General features: G+C 72.3%; 17 protein-coding genes. 6 read left to right on the top strand and 11 right to left on the bottom strand.

Annotated features, from left to right (window positions below):
* Positions 1-6 precede the first annotated feature (6 nt).
* From FB554_RS09050 to ispG, 3 genes are all read right to left on the bottom strand, one after another.
* The gene (locus FB554_RS09050) at positions 7-396 is read right to left on the bottom strand and encodes a DoxX family protein (protein ID WP_338070561.1); all 390 of its coding nucleotides are present in this window, start codon (positions 394-396) and stop codon (positions 7-9) included.
* Positions 393-1,238: a GNAT family N-acetyltransferase gene (locus FB554_RS09055; RefSeq protein ID WP_236022351.1), complete on the bottom strand. Its 846-nt coding sequence runs from the start codon at positions 1,236-1,238 to the stop codon at positions 393-395. The genes FB554_RS09050 and FB554_RS09055 overlap by 4 nt, the downstream gene beginning before the upstream one ends.
* A gap of 83 nt (positions 1,239-1,321) precedes the next feature.
* On the bottom strand, positions 1,322-2,482 hold the full coding sequence (ispG, locus tag FB554_RS09060; RefSeq protein ID WP_142005657.1) for a flavodoxin-dependent (E)-4-hydroxy-3-methylbut-2-enyl-diphosphate synthase: 1,161 nt from the start codon (positions 2,480-2,482) through the stop codon (positions 1,322-1,324).
* A 64-nt stretch (positions 2,483-2,546) separates the two neighbouring features.
* Between ispG and FB554_RS09065 the strand changes: the two genes are divergently transcribed.
* Entirely contained in the window at positions 2,547-3,302 is a 756-nt protein-coding gene (locus FB554_RS09065) for a hypothetical protein (RefSeq protein WP_142005658.1), read from the top strand.
* Between the two features lie 185 nt (positions 3,303-3,487).
* Here the strand turns inward: FB554_RS09065 and FB554_RS09070 are convergent, their stop codons facing one another.
* The 6 genes from FB554_RS09070 to FB554_RS09095 form a co-directional block, all read right to left on the bottom strand.
* Complete coding sequence (locus FB554_RS09070) at positions 3,488-4,819, bottom strand: M50 family metallopeptidase (protein ID WP_142007529.1); 1,332 nt, start codon at positions 4,817-4,819, stop codon at positions 3,488-3,490.
* A 45-nt stretch (positions 4,820-4,864) separates the two neighbouring features.
* A complete protein-coding gene (dxr, locus tag FB554_RS09075; RefSeq protein WP_170206827.1) occupies positions 4,865-6,076 on the bottom strand; it encodes a 1-deoxy-D-xylulose-5-phosphate reductoisomerase in 1,212 nt (403 codons plus the stop codon).
* Complete coding sequence (locus FB554_RS09080) at positions 6,073-6,831, bottom strand: hypothetical protein (RefSeq protein WP_142005659.1); 759 nt, start codon at positions 6,829-6,831, stop codon at positions 6,073-6,075. The genes dxr and FB554_RS09080 overlap by 4 nt, the downstream gene beginning before the upstream one ends.
* Positions 6,828-8,246 (bottom strand): hypothetical protein, encoded by a 1,419-nt coding sequence (locus tag FB554_RS09085; protein WP_142005660.1) that lies wholly within the window; start codon positions 8,244-8,246, stop codon positions 6,828-6,830. Before FB554_RS09085 ends, FB554_RS09080 begins: the two co-directional genes overlap by 4 nt.
* A complete protein-coding gene (locus FB554_RS09090; protein ID WP_142005661.1) occupies positions 8,243-8,545 on the bottom strand; it encodes a hypothetical protein in 303 nt (100 codons plus the stop codon). The genes FB554_RS09085 and FB554_RS09090 overlap by 4 nt, the downstream gene beginning before the upstream one ends.
* Before the next feature lie 85 nt (positions 8,546-8,630).
* Positions 8,631-10,088 carry an NAD-dependent succinate-semialdehyde dehydrogenase gene (locus FB554_RS09095; protein WP_142005662.1) on the bottom strand — a complete coding sequence of 486 codons (1,458 nt, stop codon included), beginning with the start codon at positions 10,086-10,088 and terminating at the stop codon, positions 8,631-8,633.
* Positions 10,089-10,240: 152 nt separating this feature from the next.
* Between FB554_RS09095 and FB554_RS09100 the strand changes: the two genes are divergently transcribed.
* The 3 genes from FB554_RS09100 to FB554_RS09110 all read left to right on the top strand — a co-directional run bounded on the left by FB554_RS09100 (position 10,241) and on the right by FB554_RS09110 (position 12,502).
* Positions 10,241-10,939 (top strand): hypothetical protein, encoded by a 699-nt coding sequence (locus FB554_RS09100; RefSeq protein WP_142005663.1) that lies wholly within the window; start codon positions 10,241-10,243, stop codon positions 10,937-10,939.
* A 22-nt stretch (positions 10,940-10,961) separates the two neighbouring features.
* Complete coding sequence (locus tag FB554_RS09105; protein WP_142005664.1) at positions 10,962-11,753, top strand: SIR2 family NAD-dependent protein deacylase; 792 nt, start codon at positions 10,962-10,964, stop codon at positions 11,751-11,753.
* Between the two features lie 128 nt (positions 11,754-11,881).
* The gene (locus FB554_RS09110; protein WP_142005665.1) at positions 11,882-12,502 is read left to right on the top strand and encodes a peptidoglycan-binding domain-containing protein; all 621 of its coding nucleotides are present in this window, start codon (positions 11,882-11,884) and stop codon (positions 12,500-12,502) included.
* A gap of 129 nt (positions 12,503-12,631) precedes the next feature.
* Here the strand turns inward: FB554_RS09110 and FB554_RS09115 are convergent, their stop codons facing one another.
* A complete protein-coding gene (locus tag FB554_RS09115) occupies positions 12,632-14,080 on the bottom strand; it encodes a gamma-aminobutyraldehyde dehydrogenase (protein ID WP_142005666.1) in 1,449 nt (482 codons plus the stop codon).
* Positions 14,081-14,152: 72 nt separating this feature from the next.
* On the bottom strand, positions 14,153-15,526 hold the full coding sequence (locus FB554_RS09120) for an L-serine ammonia-lyase (RefSeq protein ID WP_142005667.1): 1,374 nt from the start codon (positions 15,524-15,526) through the stop codon (positions 14,153-14,155).
* Between the two features lie 187 nt (positions 15,527-15,713).
* Here FB554_RS09120 and FB554_RS09125 point away from each other — a divergent pair, with 187 nt between their 5' ends.
* Positions 15,714-16,196: an Lrp/AsnC family transcriptional regulator gene (locus FB554_RS09125; RefSeq protein ID WP_142005668.1), complete on the top strand. Its 483-nt coding sequence runs from the start codon at positions 15,714-15,716 to the stop codon at positions 16,194-16,196.
* Entirely contained in the window at positions 16,193-17,647 is a 1,455-nt protein-coding gene (locus FB554_RS09130) for an aspartate aminotransferase family protein (RefSeq protein ID WP_142005669.1), read from the top strand. The genes FB554_RS09125 and FB554_RS09130 overlap by 4 nt, the downstream gene beginning before the upstream one ends.
* Positions 17,648-17,697: the final 50 nt, after the last annotated feature.

Here is a 17,697-nt window from a genome sequence, read left to right on the forward strand (position 1 = left end):
GGTCGGTCAGCGGCCGGCGCGCCACGCGGCGCGCACCAGCGGCGCCTGCAGCGGCAGCCGGAGCAGGGTGCCGGTGCGCATGACCTCGCGCTGCGGCGTCCAGCCCCTGCGCTGCACCGCCCGCTGCGCGTCGAGCGCCATCTGCACGTTGGCGGGCAGCACGGTGAGCAGCAGCGCGGCCGAGGCGATGCCCGCGACGCGGCGTGTGCGGGGCGCGAGAAGCCCTGCGGCACAAGCGATCTCGGCAACGCCCGAGGCCAGCACGAGCTCGCGGTGGGCGGGCAGCACGCGCGGCACGATCGGCTCGAAGATCTGCGGGCGCACGAGGTGCAGCACGCCGGACCCGGCGAACATCGCGGTCACGAGGCGGGCGGTGGGGGCGAGGGGTGCGGTCACAGGATCACTGTGGCAAAGGTCGCGACCTGCCGGAAGCCCGCCCCGTGATAGGCGCGCAGCGCCGGCTCGTTGTAGCCGTTGACGTACAGCGAGACGGTCGGCGCCAGGGTCTGCAGCACGTGCTCGACCACGGCGTTCATGGCCGGGGTGGCCAGGCCCTGGCCGCGCCGGTCGGGGGCGACCCACACGCCCTGGATCTGGGCGACGCCCAGCGCCAGCGACCCGACGTCGGCCTTGAAGACGACCCGGCCGTCCTCGAGCAGCACGAACGTGTGCCCGGCGTCGATCAGCGACGCCACGAGCGCGCGGTAGTCGCGGTCGCTGCCGACGTAGGGCGGGTAGCCGATCTCCTCGGTGAACATCGCGGTCGAGGCGGGCAGCACCAGGTCGAGCTCGTCGGGGCGGGCGAGGCGGACCCCCGGGTGGCGCTCCAGGCCGGCCTCGGACGGCAGCGTGCTGACGGCCAGCATCGGCTGGTCGGGACGGAACGAGCGGGGCTGGCCCCAGTGCCGCTGCAGCCGCGCCCACAGGGGCAGCACCTGGTCGGCGAGGCCGAAGATCGACGACGAGCGCCGTCGCTGCCGGCGCAGCCGCCCGGCGAACAGGTCGAGCGCCACCTCGTCGCACTCGATGGGGACCACGTTGGCCGAGGTCCAGCACAGCGAGCGCAGCCCGCCGTCGTCGTCGTCGATGCCGACGGCCGACCCGGGCGACATGAGGCCCCCCTCGCGCACCCGCGCGGCGACGAAGACGCTGCTGGCGGGGTCGTGCCCGCACAGCCGCATCACCTCGTCGTGGTCACGCGTCCCCAGGGGGCGGGTCGCGCCGAACGTCCGCAGCACCCCACCAGCCTGCCAAGTCCGGCGAGCTGCGGTGCGGAAATCGACGAGCGGGGCGGGTCGTGGCACGTGCGGGCCGGAGGGCCTCAGCCGACCGTGACCTGCGGGGCGCCGGCGGGCTCGCCGTCGACGGGCTCGCCCATCTCCTCGGCGATCCGCATGGCCTCCTCGATCAGGGTCTCGACGATCTGCGACTCGGGCACGGTCTTGATGACCTCGCCCTTGACGAAGATCTGTCCCTTGCCGTTGCCGGAGGCGACGCCGAGGTCGGCCTCGCGGGCCTCGCCCGGGCCGTTGACGACGCAGCCCATGACGGCCACCCGCAGCGGGACCTCCATGCCCTCGAGCCCGGCGGTGACCTCGTCGGCCAGCGTGTAGACGTCGACCTGGGCGCGGCCGCAGGAGGGGCAGGAGACGATCTCGAGCTTGCGCGGGCGCAGGTTGAGGCTCTGCAGGATCTGGTTGCCGACCTTGACCTCCTCGACCGGCGGCGCCGACAGCGAGACGCGGATCGTGTCACCGATGCCCTTGCTCAGCAGCGCGCCGAACGCGGTGGCCGACTTGATCGTGCCCTGGAACGCCGGGCCGGCCTCGGTGACCCCGAGGTGCAGCGGCCAGTCGCCGCGCTCGGCGAGCAGCTCGTACGCCCGCACCATCACCACCGGGTCGTTGTGCTTGACCGAGATCTTGAAGTCGTGGAAGTCGTGCTCCTCGAACAGCGACGCCTCCCACACGGCCGACTCGACGAGCGCCTCGGCGGTGGGCTTGCCGTACTTCTCCAGCAGCCGCTTGTCGAGCGACCCGGCGTTGACGCCGATGCGGATCGAGACGTTCGCAGCCTTCGCGCGGCGGGCGATCTCGGCGACCTGGTCGTCGAACTTGCGGATGTTGCCGGGGTTGACGCGCACGGCGGCGCAGCCGGCGTCGATGGCCGCGTAGACGTACTTCGGCTGGAAGTGGATGTCGGCGATCACCGGGATCTGCGACTTCTGCGCGATCGCGGGCAGCGCGTCGGCGTCGTCCTGGCTCGGGCAGGCCACGCGCACGATGTCGCAGCCGGAGGCCGTCAGCTCGGCGATCTGCTGCAGCGTCGCGTTGATGTCGGTGGTCGGGGTGGTGGTCATCGACTGCACCGAGATGGGGGCGTCGCCGCCCACCTCGACCTTGCCGACCTTGATCTTGCGGCTCTTGCGGCGGGGGGCCAGCACGGGCGGCGGCGCAGACGGCATACCGAGGGACACGCTCATGCCTTCGAGTATCGCTCACGCCTCGTTTTGCGGAGCACCGTGGGCACCCGTCACCCTGGGAGGGATGCCCGCACCCGAGCCGCCGCCGCTGAACGACCTGGAGCACCTCCTCGTCGCGTCGGCGTCGACCCCGCACGACCACGCCCTCGGGCAGCGGTTCGCGCAGGCCGTGCTGCGCACGTCGATGGGCGTCGCGGGCACCCTGCACCCGGGCCACGAGTTCACGCCGTTCCTGGTCGGCACCACCGCCCGGCACCACGTCGTGGCGTTCACCCACCCGGTCCGGTTCCAGCGGTTCGCCGAGGCCGTGCGCCTCGACCCGCAGATCCAGACCCAGCCGCTCACCGGCCACGACGCGTTCGAGCGGCTGGTCCCGAGCGGCATCCCGCTGCTGATCAACCCGCAGAGCTCGACCGGCCGGGAGCTGTCCGTGCCGCAGATGGTCGACCTGCTGCGCGGCGGCATCGGGGCGCCCGTCGCGCAGACCAACCCGACCGCCGTCGCCGAGACCGCGCCGGTGGCGACGTCGCGATGGGTGGGGCCGCCGGCGTACGTCGTCCCGGGGCTGTACGAGCGGCTCGCCCACTACTTCGACTGGCTCGGCCAGGTCGACGAGGCCGTGCTGCTGTGGTCCCGCGAGGCCGACGGGCGCGAGGGCTACCTGCTGCGCGTGCGCACCCAGCTGCCGCCGCCGCGGGTGCTGAACGACCTCGGCCGGGCCCTCGGCGACCTGCAGGGCCGCCGCCTGGACGCCCGCGTCTACGGCTGGGCAGAACCGCCCTGGACCGACGGCGTCGCGCCGTTCTACCGCCGCCGCTAGTTCTACGGAGGCCCCGCCGGAACGGTGGGCAGCGCGGACGTGGACGCAGGCTCGGCGACGACCCGGGACCATCGAGCTTGCGAGATGGAACCGGCGAGGAGCCGAGCCAAAGGACGCAGGCTCGGCGACGACCCGGGACCATCGAGCCTGCGAGATGGAACCGGCGAGGAGCCGAGCCAAAGAAGTCAGTTCAACCGGATGGGGTTGACGATGTCGGCGTAGATCAGCAGCCCCGCCATCACGATCAGCACGATCGAGACGCCGTAGGCGAGGGGCAGAGCCTTGGTGACGTCGGCGTACACCGGGCCCTTGACGCCGCGCGCCCGGGCGATCGGGCGCTTGATGCCCTCCCACAGCGCACCGGCGATGTGGCCGCCGTCCAGCGGCAGCAGGGGCAGCATGTTGAACACGAACAGCGCCAGGTTCAGCGACGCGAGCAGGGTCAGCAGCATCACCACCACGCTGCCGGTCGAGTCGGCGGCGCTGGCGACGTCACCCGCGACCCGACCGACCCCGACGACCGAGACAGGGCCGTTGAGGTCGCGCTGACCGTCGCCGAACGCCGCGTAGTAGACACCGACCATCTTCTGCGGGATGCGCAGGAAGACCGCGGCCGTCTGCTTGACGCCCTCACCGACGATCGCCGGGGCCTGCGTGAGGGGTCGCCTCTCAGTGACCTTCGACCCGACCTGGATGCTGACACCGATCATCCCGACCTGCTCCATGACCGGCTGGCCAGTCATGGTCAGGACCCGAACGCCTCGCTCGTCGCGCTTGGGCATCTCGCGCGGCTCGGGCGTGACCGTCAGCTCGACGTTCTTGCCCTCCCGCGCGACCACGACGGGGGTCGCACGCCCGGCGTTGTCGTTGATCAGCGACGTCGCTTCCAGAGTCGTCCGGACCGGCTCCCCCGCCACGGACACGAAGACGTCACCGGGCTTGAGGCCGGCCTTCCAGGCGGGCGACTGGTTGTCGGGGTCGCACACGGGCGGCTTCTCACCCTGGGCGACCGTGACGGGCAGGCACTCGTTGACCCCCGCGACGCGGGCGCTGGTCTGCTGCGGCAGGCCGATCACGCAGGCCACGCCGACGAGCAGCACCGTGGCGATGAGCAGGTTCATCAGCGGCCCGCCCATCATGATGACGACCTTCTTCCAGACCGGGAGCTTGTAGAACACGCGGTTCTCGTCGCCCTCGCGGATTTCGTCGAAGGAGTCCTCGCGGGCTCGGTCGGTGAGCTGGCTCATCCGCCCCGTGGAGGAGGTGCGCAGCCGGCCGCCGTCGTCCTGGCGGGGCGGCAGCATGCCGATCATCCGGATGTAGCCGCCGAGCGGGATGGCCTTGAAGCCGTACTCGGTCTCGCCCCTGCGCCGCGACCAGATGGTCGGGCCGAAGCCGATCATGTACTGGGTGGTGCGCACGCCGAACTTCTTCGCGGGCACCAGGTGCCCGAGCTCGTGCAGGGCGATCGAGGCCGCGACACCGAGCGCCATGAGCAGCACGCCGAGCAGATACATCACGTCGTCTACGGTCTCATGGCTCCCCGTGGACGACGTACGCCGTCACGGGCGCAGCATCGACCGCGCCTGCTCGCGGGCCCAGTCCTCGGCGGCCAGCACCTGCTCCACCGACAGCTCGCCCGGGTCGGGCTCGTGCCGGTCGACGACCGCGTGGACCACGTCGACGATGTCGACGAACCCGATTCGCCCGTCGTGGAATGCCTCGACGCACTCCTCGTTGGCCGCGTTGTAGACGGCCGGGAAGGTCGAGCCGGCGGCGCCGACCTGGCGAGCCAGGCGTACGGCCGGGAACGCCTCGTCGTCGAGCGGCTCGAACCGCCAGTCGGCGGCCCGGGTCCAGTCGATCGGGGTCTCGGCGTCGGCCACCCGGTCGGGCCAGCCCATCCCGAGCGCGATCGGCACGAGCATCGTGGGCAGCCCGAGCTGGGCGACGACGGCGCCGTCGACGAACTCGACCATCGAGTGGATGAGCTGCTGGGGGTGCACGACGACCTCGATCTGCTCGAACGGCACGTCGAACAGCAGGTGCGCCTCGATGACCTCGAGCCCCTTGTTGACCAGGGTCGCGGAGTTGGTCGTGATGACCTTGCCCATCGCGAAGTTGGGGTGCGCCAGCGCCTGGTCGGGGGTCACGTCGGCCAGCTGCTCGCGGGTGCGGCCACGGAACGGGCCGCCGCTGGCGGTCACCACGAGCCGGCGCACCTCGCGCGCGGACCCGGCGCGCAGGCTCTGGGCGATCGCGCTGTGCTCGGAGTCGACCGGCACGATCTGGCCGGGGGCGGCCAGGCGCTTCACGACCGGGCCGCCCACGATCAGCGACTCCTTGTTGGCCAGCGCCAGGGTCGAGCCGGACTCCAGGGCGGCGATCGTCGGGCGCAGGCCGATCGAGCCGGTGATCCCGTTGAGCACGACGTCGGCGCCGGAGGCGGCGACCTGGCTCGCGGCGTCGGGACCCACCAGCACCTCGGGCCGGGGACCGCCGCCCGCGAGCGCGGCGATGCGCTCGGTCAGCTCGGCGCGGTCGCCCTGGGCGACGCCGACGAGCGAGGCGCCGGTCGCGACGGCCTGCTCGGCGACCAGCCCGAGGTCGCGCCCACCCGCCGCGATCGCGGTGATCTCGAACCGGTCGGGGTTGGCCCGGGCGATCTGGATGGCCTGGGTGCCGATCGACCCGGTCGACCCCAGCAGCGCGACCGAGCGTCGCGCCGGCGCGGGATGGTCGTACGTCGGACTCGCCAGGCTCTGCTCGCTCACCCCGGCATCGTGCCAGCCGCGAGCAGCGCGACGACCCGCTCCCCCACCCCCGCGACCGGCAGGGACTCGAGCTCGGTCGGCCCGGTGGCGCCGACGACCGCGGCGGCGGCGCAGCTGCCCCGGTCGCCGAGGAGCACGGCGAGCAGCTCGGGGTCGCTGGTGCCGGGTGCGTGCCAGACGGCGGCATCGACCTGCAGCAGCGGGGTGCCGAGCAGCGTCGCGAGCGTGGTGTCGGCCCCGGCCGCGACCGCGGGCAGGTCGGCCTCGACGGGCGGGCCGGTGCCGTCGGCGGCGCCCACGTCGGGCAGCCGGTCCTGCAGCGCGGCCGCGAGGCCGTCGAGGTCGAGCGCCCAGAACTCGTGCAGCCCCTCGACGACGACGTCCTCGAGCAGCACGAAGTCGTCGACGATGTAGGCGTAGTGGTCGCTGGCCCACGGCTCGGGCCGCCCGGGGCCCGGCGGGCGCAGCACCTGGACGAGCAGCACCTGCCGGGCGCCCGAGCGCACGTCGAGTAGGTCGGCGAGGTGCTGCGGGACCTCGACCGAGCGGCCGTCGTCGGCGAGGTCGAGCCCGCGCGAGCGCAGCCCGCGCAGCGCCGCGCGCAGGGACTGGGTCTGCTCGGTCTCGTCGAGCCGGTCGTGGTGCGGCAGCTGCACGAGCGGGTGGGTGCCGCCGAGCAGCACCAGCTCCTCGTCGGTCAACCGGGTCAGGTGCACCGGCTGCCGCAGCAGCGCGGGCGCCTCCTGGGCGGTCATCGGGTCGCTCCGACGAGCGGCGGGCCCACCGGCGGCTGCGCCGGGGCCGGCGCGGGCGGGGGCGCGGGCGCAGGCGTGGGAGCGGGCGCGGGCGTGGGCGCCGTGACCGTCAGCTCCTCGGGGAGCCGCACCTGCCGGATGTTCCTGGCCTCGGGCGGCTGCTGCCTGCGGTGCAGCTCGGCCAGCCGCCTGGCGGCGTCACCCGTCTGCTGCGGCGTGGCCCGGGCGGGCGGCGGCTGGGTCCGCTTCGGCGGCGGCGGACCCTTGAGCGTGCCGGTGACCTTCAGCGGCTCCGCGCGGCTCAGCAGGCGAGAGATGCTCTGTCGCTTGTCCCAGACGGCGTTGCCGCCCTTCCACAGCATCCAGCCGCCGACGAGCACCGCTCCGGCCACGGCCGTGGGCGGGAAGAACATCAGCGGCGCCCCGACCATGGCCGCCCCGCCGGCCGTGCGGGTGATGACGCCACGGGCGCCCTGGTGGCCGTCGCCGTCACGGACGTCCTGGTATCCGGAGTAGACCGTGTCGGCCACACCGACCGGCAGGATCACCCGCCGACCGACCTTGGTGATCGGGCTGTCGCGCAGCGCCGTGATCGTCCTGCTGTCGATGATGCGCCGGGCGGGCGGGGAGGTCAGCACCTTCTGGGCGGCCGGGGAGCGCATCGCCTGACGCGCGCGCCGCTGGGCCGCGGCGATGTCACCCGGCTGGGCCAGCGTCTTGCGGGCCAGGGCCATCCGGCGCAGGGCCTCGGCGGCTCGCTTCGGGTCGCCCGCGGCCACCGCGGCCTTGTGCTGGTTCACCGCCTGCACCATGGTCTTGCTCGCTCTGCCGGTGGTGATCATCGTGCCGGCGGCGGTGACCGCGTCGCGAGTGCCGTCGGCGTCGAGCCACCACTGGTAGATCTCCGGCGGCACCATGCGAATCAGGCTGTCCTTGAAGCGTTTTCGCAGCCGAACCAGGTCCTTGTGGAGGCCGTTGATCACGCCCTCCTGGTAGGAGATCGCGCGCCGCACCCGCGCGATCTCGTTGTCGTACGCCTGTCGCCCGGAGAGGCCGACCGCGGCCAGCTCCGCCGGCCGGTCGTGCAGCAGCTGGGCCAGGTCTCGCTGCAGCTGACCCCGCTTGGTGAGCGCGGTGCCGGCCAGCCGCTGGATGCGCGACAGCTCACGGCCGAACGCCGCCGCGTCGCGTCCGGCCTGGCCGAGCGTCCGCGCGCCGCTCGTGCTCACCTTCACGTGCTCGAAGGACCGGCCGGCGTGCGCGACCGACGCGCTCCCCCGCCAGCCGCGCGCCGCCTGCGCGCCGGCCGACGACGCCGACCGCGAGTGCGCGGTCAGCCGGCCCGCCTGGCGGCCGAGCTCGCGCGAGGCGAGGAACAGCTCCTCCGGACGTCCCGGGAAGCGGTCGCTGCTCATGGGGCGACCCGGAACCGGCGCACCTGGGTGGCGTCGGCCCGTTCGTAGTCGTCGGCCGACTGCCCGGACGTGCGCGCGAGCGCACCGGCCTCGCCCACCAGCCGGCCGCCGGCCCCCTGCCAGGTGCGCGCGACCGAGCCCGCGGTCGCGGCGACGTCGGGGTCGCCCGCGGCGTCACCGAGCCCGCGCAGCAGCCTCAGCAGGTCGCCGGGCAGCCCCTCCAACGCCGACGCGCCTCCTGAGCGCGCACGCGAGCTCCCCTGCAGCTCAACGGGATTCGCCGAGTACGAGTTCGACACGTCCCACCTCCTCGTCCACGGTCAACGCTAGACAAGAAGAAGCACCCCCTGCGGAAGTTATCCACAGGGGGTGCCGCGGCCGCGCTCAGAGGGCGAGGCCGACGTACTTCGTCTCGAGGTACTCCTCGATGCCCTCGAAGCCGCCCTCGCGGCCGAAGCCGGACGCCTTCACGCCGCCGAACGGCGCCGCCGGGTTGGACACGATGCCCTGGTTGACGCCGACCATGCCGTACTCCAGCGCCTCGCTGACGCGCAGCGCGCGCGACAGGTCCTTGGTGAAGAAGTAGGCGACGAGGCCGTACTCGGTGTCGTTGGCGCGGCGGATCGCGTCGTCGTCGTCGGTGAAGGTCTGGATGCCGGCGACCGGGCCGAAGATCTCCTCGCGCACCATCTGCGCCTCGAGCGGCACGTCGGTGAGCACCGTCGGCGGGTAGAAGTAACCCGGCTCGTCGCTCGCGGTGCCGCCGGTGACGACGTTGGCGCCGCGCTCGGTGGCGTCGTCGACGAGCGCGGTGACCTTGTCGACGGCCTTGGCGTTGATGAGCGGACCGACCTCGACGCCGTCCTGGGTGCCGTCGCCGACGGTCATCGCGCCCATCCGGTCGGCCAGCTTGCGGGAGAACTCCTGGGCCAGGTCGGCGTGGACGTAGAACCGGTTGGCGGCGGTGCACGCCTCACCGATGTTGCGCATCTTGGCCAGCATCGCGCCCTCGACCGCCGCGTCGACGTCGGCGTCGCCGAAGACGATGAACGGCGCGTTGCCGCCCAGCTCCATCGACACGCGCAGCAGCTGGTCGGCGGACTGCTCGACGAGCCGGCGACCGACCGGGGTCGAGCCGGTGAAGGTGAGCTTGCGGGTGCGCGGGTCGCGGATCAGCGGCTCCATCACGCCGCCGGAGTCACTGGTCGTGACGACGTTGAGCACGCCCTTGGGCAGCCCGACCTCCTCGAGGATCTGGGCCAGCGCCAGCATCGTCAGCGGCGTCTCGGCCGCGGGCTTGACGACCATCGTGCAACCGGCCGCGATCGCCGGGCCGATCTTGCGGGTGCCCATCGCCAGCGGGAAGTTCCACGGCGTGATCATCAGCGTCGGGCCGACCGGCTGCTTCATGGTGACCAGCCGGGTGGCGCCGTTGGGCGCGGTGGACCAGCGGCCCGAGATGCGCACCGCCTCCTCGGAGAACCATCGGAAGAACTCCGAGCCGTACGTCACCTCGCCCTTGGCCTCGGCGATCGGCTTGCCCATCTCGAGGGTCATCAGCAGCGCCAGGTCGTCGGTGCGCTCGACGATCAGGTCGTACGCCGCGCGCAGCAGCTCGCCCCGCTCGCGCGGCGCGGTGGCGGCCCAGTCGGCCTGCGCCTCGGCCGCAGCGGTCAGCGCCGCGTCGCCGTCGGCGACCGAGGCGTCGGCCACGTCGACCAGCCGCTCCCCCGTCGCCGGATTGTCGACCTCGAGGGTCTTGCCGCCCTCGGCGTCGCGCCACTCCCCACCGATGAAGAGTCGCTTCTCGACCTGCCCCAGCACCGTTGCTGCATCGCTCATGGAGCCAGCGTCTCACCCGGGCGCGACACGCGCTCGCCAGGTCCGCAGCCCGGCCGCGCGAGGATCCTCTCGGCCTGGCACCATGGCGCCCGGGCGCCCGTCGACCAGGGGAACGCGGCGCCCGCCGCGAAGATCTGACGAAGGGGAACGTCATGCACCGCACCACCACTCGTACCGCCCGCAGCGCCGCCGCCGTGCTGGCCGCCGCCGCAGCGTTCACGCTGTCGGCCTGCCAGCAGGACGTCGATCCCGGCAGCGGGGGCGCCGGCTCACCGGCCACGCCCAGCGCCAGCTCGACGCACGACTCCGGCTCCGGCTCGGGTGCGTCGTCCAGCCACGCGCCGAGCACGAGCCAGTCGCCCGGCGCGAGCGAGTCGGAGGGGTCGGGCCAGCAGGCCGGTCGGGTCCGGCTCACGCCGGACGGCAAGGTCAACGGGGTCGGCCTGCCCGCCTCCGTCGACACGGTCACCGGCGCGGTGAACCCCGCGCTCGGGACGCCCACGAAGCGGACCGGCAAGGTCTGCGAGCTGAGCGGCGACACCGGCCCGACGGTGACGCTGGACTACGGCGACATGTCGTTCTACGGCGAGGCGCCCAACGGTGCGCCGATGCGCATCAAGAGCTGGACCATCGACCGCGACAGCGGCAAGCCGATCAACGCGCCGTACGGCGTGGGCATCGGCTTCACCCAGGAGCAGGTCATGAGCATGGTCCCCGGGGCGGAGCTCAACGAGGAGGGGACGGTCTTCAACGACGGGCCGGTCATCACCAAGGGCGACCTGACGTACTTCCTCGCGCGCAACAAGCCCACGGTGATCTCGATCATGTACCGCGCGGTCACCTGCGAGTGACCCGCGACGTACGGTGGAGCGCATGTCCGCCGTCGCGCCCGACAGCATCGCCGAGCTCGCCGACCTGGTCGCCCGCAGCGCCCGGGTGGTGGTGTTCAGCGGGGCCGGCATCTCGACCGAGTCCGGCATCCCCGACTTCCGCTCGCCGGGTGGGGTGTGGACCCGGTACGACCCGACCCAGCTGACCTTCGAGCGCTACGTCGACGACCCCGACGTGCGTCGGCAGTCCTGGCAGATGCGCCGCGAGTTCTTCGACGCCGCGCCACGGCCCAACGCAGCGCACCGGGCCGTGGCGCGGCTCGAGCGCTCCGACCAGGGGCTCGGCGTGATCACCCAGAACATCGACGGACTCCACCAGGAGGCCGGTGCGCGGACCGTCGTCGAGGTGCACGGCACCGCCCGCGAGGTCATGTGCATCGGTGAGCGCCCGCTCGGCGGCGTGCCCGACGGCTGCGGCTTCCGCGCCGACCACGACTGGGTCGTCGGGCTGCTCGACGCCGGCGAGGCGGACCCGCGCTGCCCCGGGTGCGGCGGCCTGGTGAAGTCGGCCACGGTGAGCTTCGGGCAGGTGCTGTTCCCCGAGGCGATCGCCGCGGCCGAGCGGCTCGCGGGCGAGGCCGACCTGATGATCGCGGTCGGCAGCTCGCTGCAGGTGTTCCCCGCGGCGGGGCTGCCTATGGAGACCATCACCAGCGGCGGCCGGCTCGCCATCGTCAACGACGAGGAGACCCCGCTCGACGAGCTGGCCGCCGTCGTGGTGCGCGGGCGCGCGGGCGAGGTGCTCCCCGAGGCGCTGAAGGCGTACAGCGGGTAGGGCGGTGGCGGCAAGGCCGGGAGAGGATCCTCTCCTGCGCCATCCCCGGCCGCGGTCGTACGTCCTTCTCGTGCGACAACCCGTCGCGGGCCCGCGGGCTCCCGCGGGCCGAGAGGCAAGGGGGAGACATGCAGCACCTGCGCAGCACCACCGTTGCTCTGTGCGCCGCCGGCGCACTCGTCACGACGCTGGGGGTCGGAACGCCCAGCGCCAGCGCCGACCCGGCGCCACCCATCCCGTCCGCCACCAACCGCACCGCGACGACCACCGCGACCACCACGTCGGTGCCGAGCAACTTCGTGATCGACACGATGGGGCTCGGCCGCCGGGACGAGGCGGGGTCGACCTACCGCCCGGTCGCGATGACGCAGCTGCTGCTGCGCCGCTGGGCGCCGAGCCTCGCGGTCGACGGCAGCTTCGGCTACCAGACCCAGGCTGCGGTCCAGGCGTTCCAGCGAGCCGAGGGCCTGACGGTCACCGGCAAGCTCGCCCGCGCCGACTTCTACCGACTGTTCGCTCGCCAGACGGTGCGCTACGGCGACACCGGCGACGCCGTGCGCAGCCTGCAGATCGGCCTCGCCCGCAGTCGCACCCTCGCGATCGACGGGTCGTTCGGGTCCGCGACCCTATCGGCCGTCCGCAACGAGCAGGCGACCCACGGCCCGTGCCACGGCACCGGCGTCGACGGGATCGCCGGCCCGATCACCCGGATGATGCTGTTCGAGTACGAGCACGACTCCGCCTGCTGACAAGGGCGGCACAGATACAGCGACGGCGGCACAGAAGTTTCGTGTGCCGCCGTCGTCGTATGTGTGCCGCCGTCGACGAGGCGGACCGGCCGCGCCGGTCCGCCTCGCGTGTCGTTCGGGTCGTGACGGTCAGCTGTCGATGTTGGCCATCACGTGCTTGATGCGCGTGTAGTCCTCGAAGCCGTACATCGACAGGTCCTTGCCGTAACCGCTGTGCTTGAAGCCGCCGTGCGGCATCTCGGCGACGAGCGGGATGTGGGTGTTGATCCAGACGCAGCCGAAGTCGAGCGCCTTGGAGACCCGCATGGCACGGCCGAAGTCCTTGGTCCAGACCGAGGAGGCGAGGCCGTACTGCACCCCGTTGGCCCAGGCGATCGCCTCGGCCTCGTCGGTGAAGGTCTGCACGGTGATGACCGGGCCGAAGATCTCGTTCTGGATCGCCTCGTCGTCCTGCTTGAGCCCGTCGACGACCGTCGGCTCCAGGAAGAAGCCGTCGCCGAGGCTGCTCACCCGGTTGCCACCGGTTGCGATGCTGGCGTGCTGCGGCAGCCGCTCGAGCATGCCCGTGACGTGGGCCAGCTGGGTGCTGTTGTTGACCGGGCCGAACAGCGCGTCGTCGTCGTCGGGCATGCCGACCTTGGCGTTGCTCTTGGCGTAGTCGGCGAGCGCCGCGACGAAGTCGTCGTGCACCCGCGGGGCCGCGAGCACGCGGGTGGCGGCGGTGCAGTCCTGGCCGGCGTTGAAGTATCCGGCGGTCGCGATGCCCTCGACCGCGGCCTCGATGTCGGCGTCGTCGAAGACGATGACCGGGGCCTTGCCGCCGAGCTCGAGGTGCACCCGCTTGACGTCCTTGGCGGCCGACTCGGCCACCTGGATCCCGGCGCGCACCGAGCCGGTGATCGCGACCAGCTGCGGGGTCTTGTGCTCGACCAGCGCCTGGCCGGTGCTGCGGTCGCCGGTGATCACGTTGAACGTGCCGGCCGGCAGGAACTCCGCGGCCAGCTCGGCCATGAGCAGCGTGGTCTCGGGCGTGGTGTCGCTCGGCTTGAGGACGATGGTGTTGCCCGCGGCGAGCGCCGGGGCGATCTTCCACATCGCCATCATCATCGGGTAGTTCCACGGGGTCACCTGGCCGACGACGCCGATCGGCTCGCGCCGGATCCACGAGGTGTGCCCCTTCATGTACTCCGCCGAGGCGCGGCCCTCGAGCACGCGCGCGGCGCCGGCGAAGAAGCGCAGCTGGTCGACCATGACCGGCACCTCCTCGGTGGTGGTCAGGGCGTACGGCTTGCCGGTGTTCTCGGCCTCGAGCTTGACGAAGTCGTCGGCCCGCTTCTCGATGGCGTCGGCGAACTTCAGCAGCGCCTCCTGGCGCTCCCCCGGCGTGGTCTGGCCCCACTCGCCGAAGGCGCGCTCCGCGGCGGAGTAGGCCGCGTCGACGTCGGCCTCGCTGGACACCGGCGCCTTGGCCACGACCTGGCCGGTGGACGGGTTGACGATGTCCTGCGTCGCGTCGGTCTGCGCATCGGCATAGCTGCCGTCGATGAAGTTGCGCAGGGCGCGGGGTGAGGTGCTCACTGGGGGCTCCTTCGTTGTCGTCGTTGACGTGGTCGAGCGTATCCGTGGGGTACGCCCTCGATCAGCGGGTCGTCAGCACTCGATGACGTTGACCGCGAGGCCGCCGCGGGCGGTCTCCTTGTACTTCACGGACATGTCGCGACCGGTGTCGCGCATGGTCTTGATGGCCTTGTCGAGCGAGACCGTGTGCACGCCGCTGCCGTTCAGCGACAGGCGGGCCGCGTTGATCGCCTTGACCGAGGCGATGGCGTTGCGCTCGATGCACGGGATCTGCACGAGACCGCCGACCGGGTCGCAGGTCAGGCCGAGGTTGTGCTCGATGCCGATCTCGGCGGCGTTCTCGACCTGGGTGGGGGTGCCGCCCAGCACCTCGCACAGCGCGCCGGAGGCCATCGCGCAGGCCGAGCCGACCTCGCCCTGGCAGCCGACCTCGGCGCCGGAGATGGAGGCGTTCTCCTTGAACAGGATGCCGATGGCGGCGGCCGTCAGCAGGAACTTCACGATCGCGTCGTCGTCGGCGCCGTCGACGAACCGCACGTAGTAGTGCAGGACGGCGGGGATGATCCCGGCCGCCCCGTTGGTCGGCGCGGTGACGACGCGGCCGCCGGAGGCGTTCTCCTCGTTGACCGCGAGCGCGAACAGGTTGACCCAGTCCATGACGCGCAGCGGGTCCTCGCGCAGCTCGCCCCGGGTGAGCGCCTGGTGCAGCGCGGGGGCCCGCCGCGGCACCTTCAGCCCGCCGGGCAGGGTGCCCTCGTGCTCGATGCCGTTCTGGACGCACTCGGCCATGACCGACCAGATGCGCAGCATCCCGTCGCGGATCTCCTCGTCGGTGCGCCAGACCCGCTCGTTGCGCCACATCACCTCGCTGACGCTGAGCCCCTCGCGCTCGCAGATCTCGAGCAGCTGGGCGCCGGTGGTGAAGTAGAGCGGGAGCCGGGTGTCGTCCTGGACCACCCGGTCCGCGCCGGTCGCGGACTCGTCGACCACGAAGCCGCCGCCGACCGAGTAGTAGGTGTGCTCGGCGAGGACCTCGCCGGCGTCGTCGTACGCCCGGAAGGTCATGCCGTTGGGGTGGGTCGGGAGCGACTTGCGCCGGTGCATCACCAGGTCGGCGTCGGGGTCGAACGCGACGGTGTGCCGGCCCGCGAGCCGCACCTCGCGGCCGCTCTTGATCGTCGCGACGCGCTCGTCGGCGCTGCCGGTGTCGCACCCCTCGGGCGTCTCGCCCTCGAGGCCCAGCAGCACCGCCTTGTCGGAGCCGTGGCCGTGCCCGGTCGCGCCCAGCGAGCCGAACAGCTCGGCCTGCACGCGGGCGACCCGGTCGAGCCGGCCGTCGGCCACGACGCCGTCGACGAAGGTCTTCGCGGCGCGCATCGGCCCCACCGTGTGCGAGGACGACGGGCCGATGCCGATCGAGTAGAGGTCGAACGCGCTGAGTGCCATGCCGCGCTGCTCACTTCCGTCGGGGGCGAGCGTCGTCTGCCGCGTGCCCGGACGGTCGCCGGGCGAGTCGTGCGGTGCCTCGACGACGCTGGCGAGACACCAGGATCAGCATAAGCCGCGGACCCCGACCTTCGGAATCCTTCGTGGAATGCTTGTCAGACCACGGATTCCGCGGCACCATGGCCGCATGTCGGCACCTGCGCGCCCCGCCTCCACGGGTCCCGTCGTGCTCGACGAGGTCGCCAAGGCGATCGTGCGCATCCTGCAGCACGACGGCCGCACGCCGTACGCCACCATCGCCCGCGAGGTCGGTCTCTCCGAGGCCGCCGTGCGACAACGCATCCAGCGCCTGCTCGACAGCGACCTGGTGCAGATCGTCGCCGTCACCGACCCCGCGCAGGTCGGCTTCACCCGGCAGGCGCTCATCGGCATCAGCACCACCGGCGACAGCCAGCGGGTCGCCGACCGGCTGAGCGCGCTCGAGGAGGTGTCCTACGTCGTGAGCACGACCGGGCGCTACGACCTGCTCGTCGAGGTGGTCTGCACCGACGACGACCACCTGCTCACGCTGCTGCAGAAGACGATCCGCGGCACCCGGGGCGTGACCGCCACCGAGACGTTCCAGTACCTCAAGCTGAACAAGCAACGCTACGACTGGGGAGCGAGATGAGCACGAGCACGACCAACACGACCACCACCGACGGCACCCCCGAGGGCGTCGGCACGACGCCGAAGGGCACCCCGCGCTACGACGCCGCCCGCGACCACCTGTGGGGTCACTTCACCCGGCAGTCGGTCTACGAGCCGACCGAGACCGGCGGGCTCGGGCAGACCGTGCCGACGATCGTCAAGGGCGAGGGCGCCTACATCTGGGACGCCGACGGCAAGAAGTACCTCGACGGCCTCTCCGGGCTGTTCGTCGTGCAGGCCGGTCACGGGCGCGAGGAGCTCGCCGAGGCCGCCGCGAAGCAGGCGCGCGACCTGGCCTTCTTCCCCATCTGGTCCTACGCCCACCCGCCGGCCATCGACCTCGCCGAGCGGCTCGCGGGGTACGCCCCCGGCGATCTCAACCGGGTCTTCTTCACCACCGGTGGCGGCGAGGCGGTCGAGACCGCCTGGAAGCTCGCGAAGCAGTACTTCAAGCTCACCGGCAAGCCGGGCAAGCACAAGGTGATCAGTCGCTCGATCGCTTACCACGGCACCCCGCAGGGCGCCCTGTCGATCACCGGGCTGCCGCCGCTGAAGGAGATGTTCGAGCCGCTGGTGCCGGGCGCGTTCAAGGTGCCCAACACCAACATCTACCGCGCGCCCAGCGACGAGCTGCGTTCTGACGCAAAGGCTTTCGGCCGCTGGGCCGCCGACCGCATCGCCGAGGCCATCGAGTTCGAGGGCCCCGACACGGTTGCCGCCGTCTTCCTCGAGCCGGTGCAGAACGCCGGCGGTTGCTTCCCGCCGCCGCCCGGATACTTCGAGCGCGTGCGCGAGATCTGCGACGAGTACGACGTGCTGCTCGTCTCCGACGAGGTGATCTGCGCGTTCGGCCGCATCGGATCGATGTTCGCCTGCGACGACTTCGGCTACGTGCCCGACATGATCACCTGCGCCAAGGGCATGACCTCGGGCTACTCCCCCATCGGCGCGATGATCGCGAGCGACCGGCTGTTCGAGCCGTTCAAGCAGGGCGCGACGTCCTTCCCGCACGGCTACACCTTCGGCGGCCACCCCGTGTCGGCCGCCGTCGCGATGGCCAACCTGGACATCTTCGAGCGGGAGACCCTGAACGACCGCGTGCACCAGAACGCCCCGGCCTTCCGGCGCACGCTGGAGAAGCTCGGCGACCTGCCGATCGTCGGTGACGTGCGCGGGGAGGGCTACTTCTACGGGATCGAGCTGGTCAAGGACAAGGAGACCCGCGAGACGTTCAACGACGACGAGGCCGAGCGGATGCTGCGCGGCTTCCTGTCGAAGGCGCTGTTCGACGCCGGGCTCTACTGCCGCGCCGACGACCGCGGCGACCCGGTCGTCCAGCTCGCGCCGCCGCTGATCTGCGGCCAGGCCGAGTTCGACGAGATCGAGCGGATCCTGCGCGGGGTGCTCACCGAGGCCTGGAACATCCTCTAGCGCCGCCAAACCCTCCCAGAGTGAGCGAGGCGGATCGGCATGCCGATCCG

The organism is Barrientosiimonas humi, from assembly GCF_006716095.1.
GTDB lineage: Bacteria > Actinomycetota > Actinomycetes > Actinomycetales > Dermatophilaceae > Barrientosiimonas > Barrientosiimonas humi.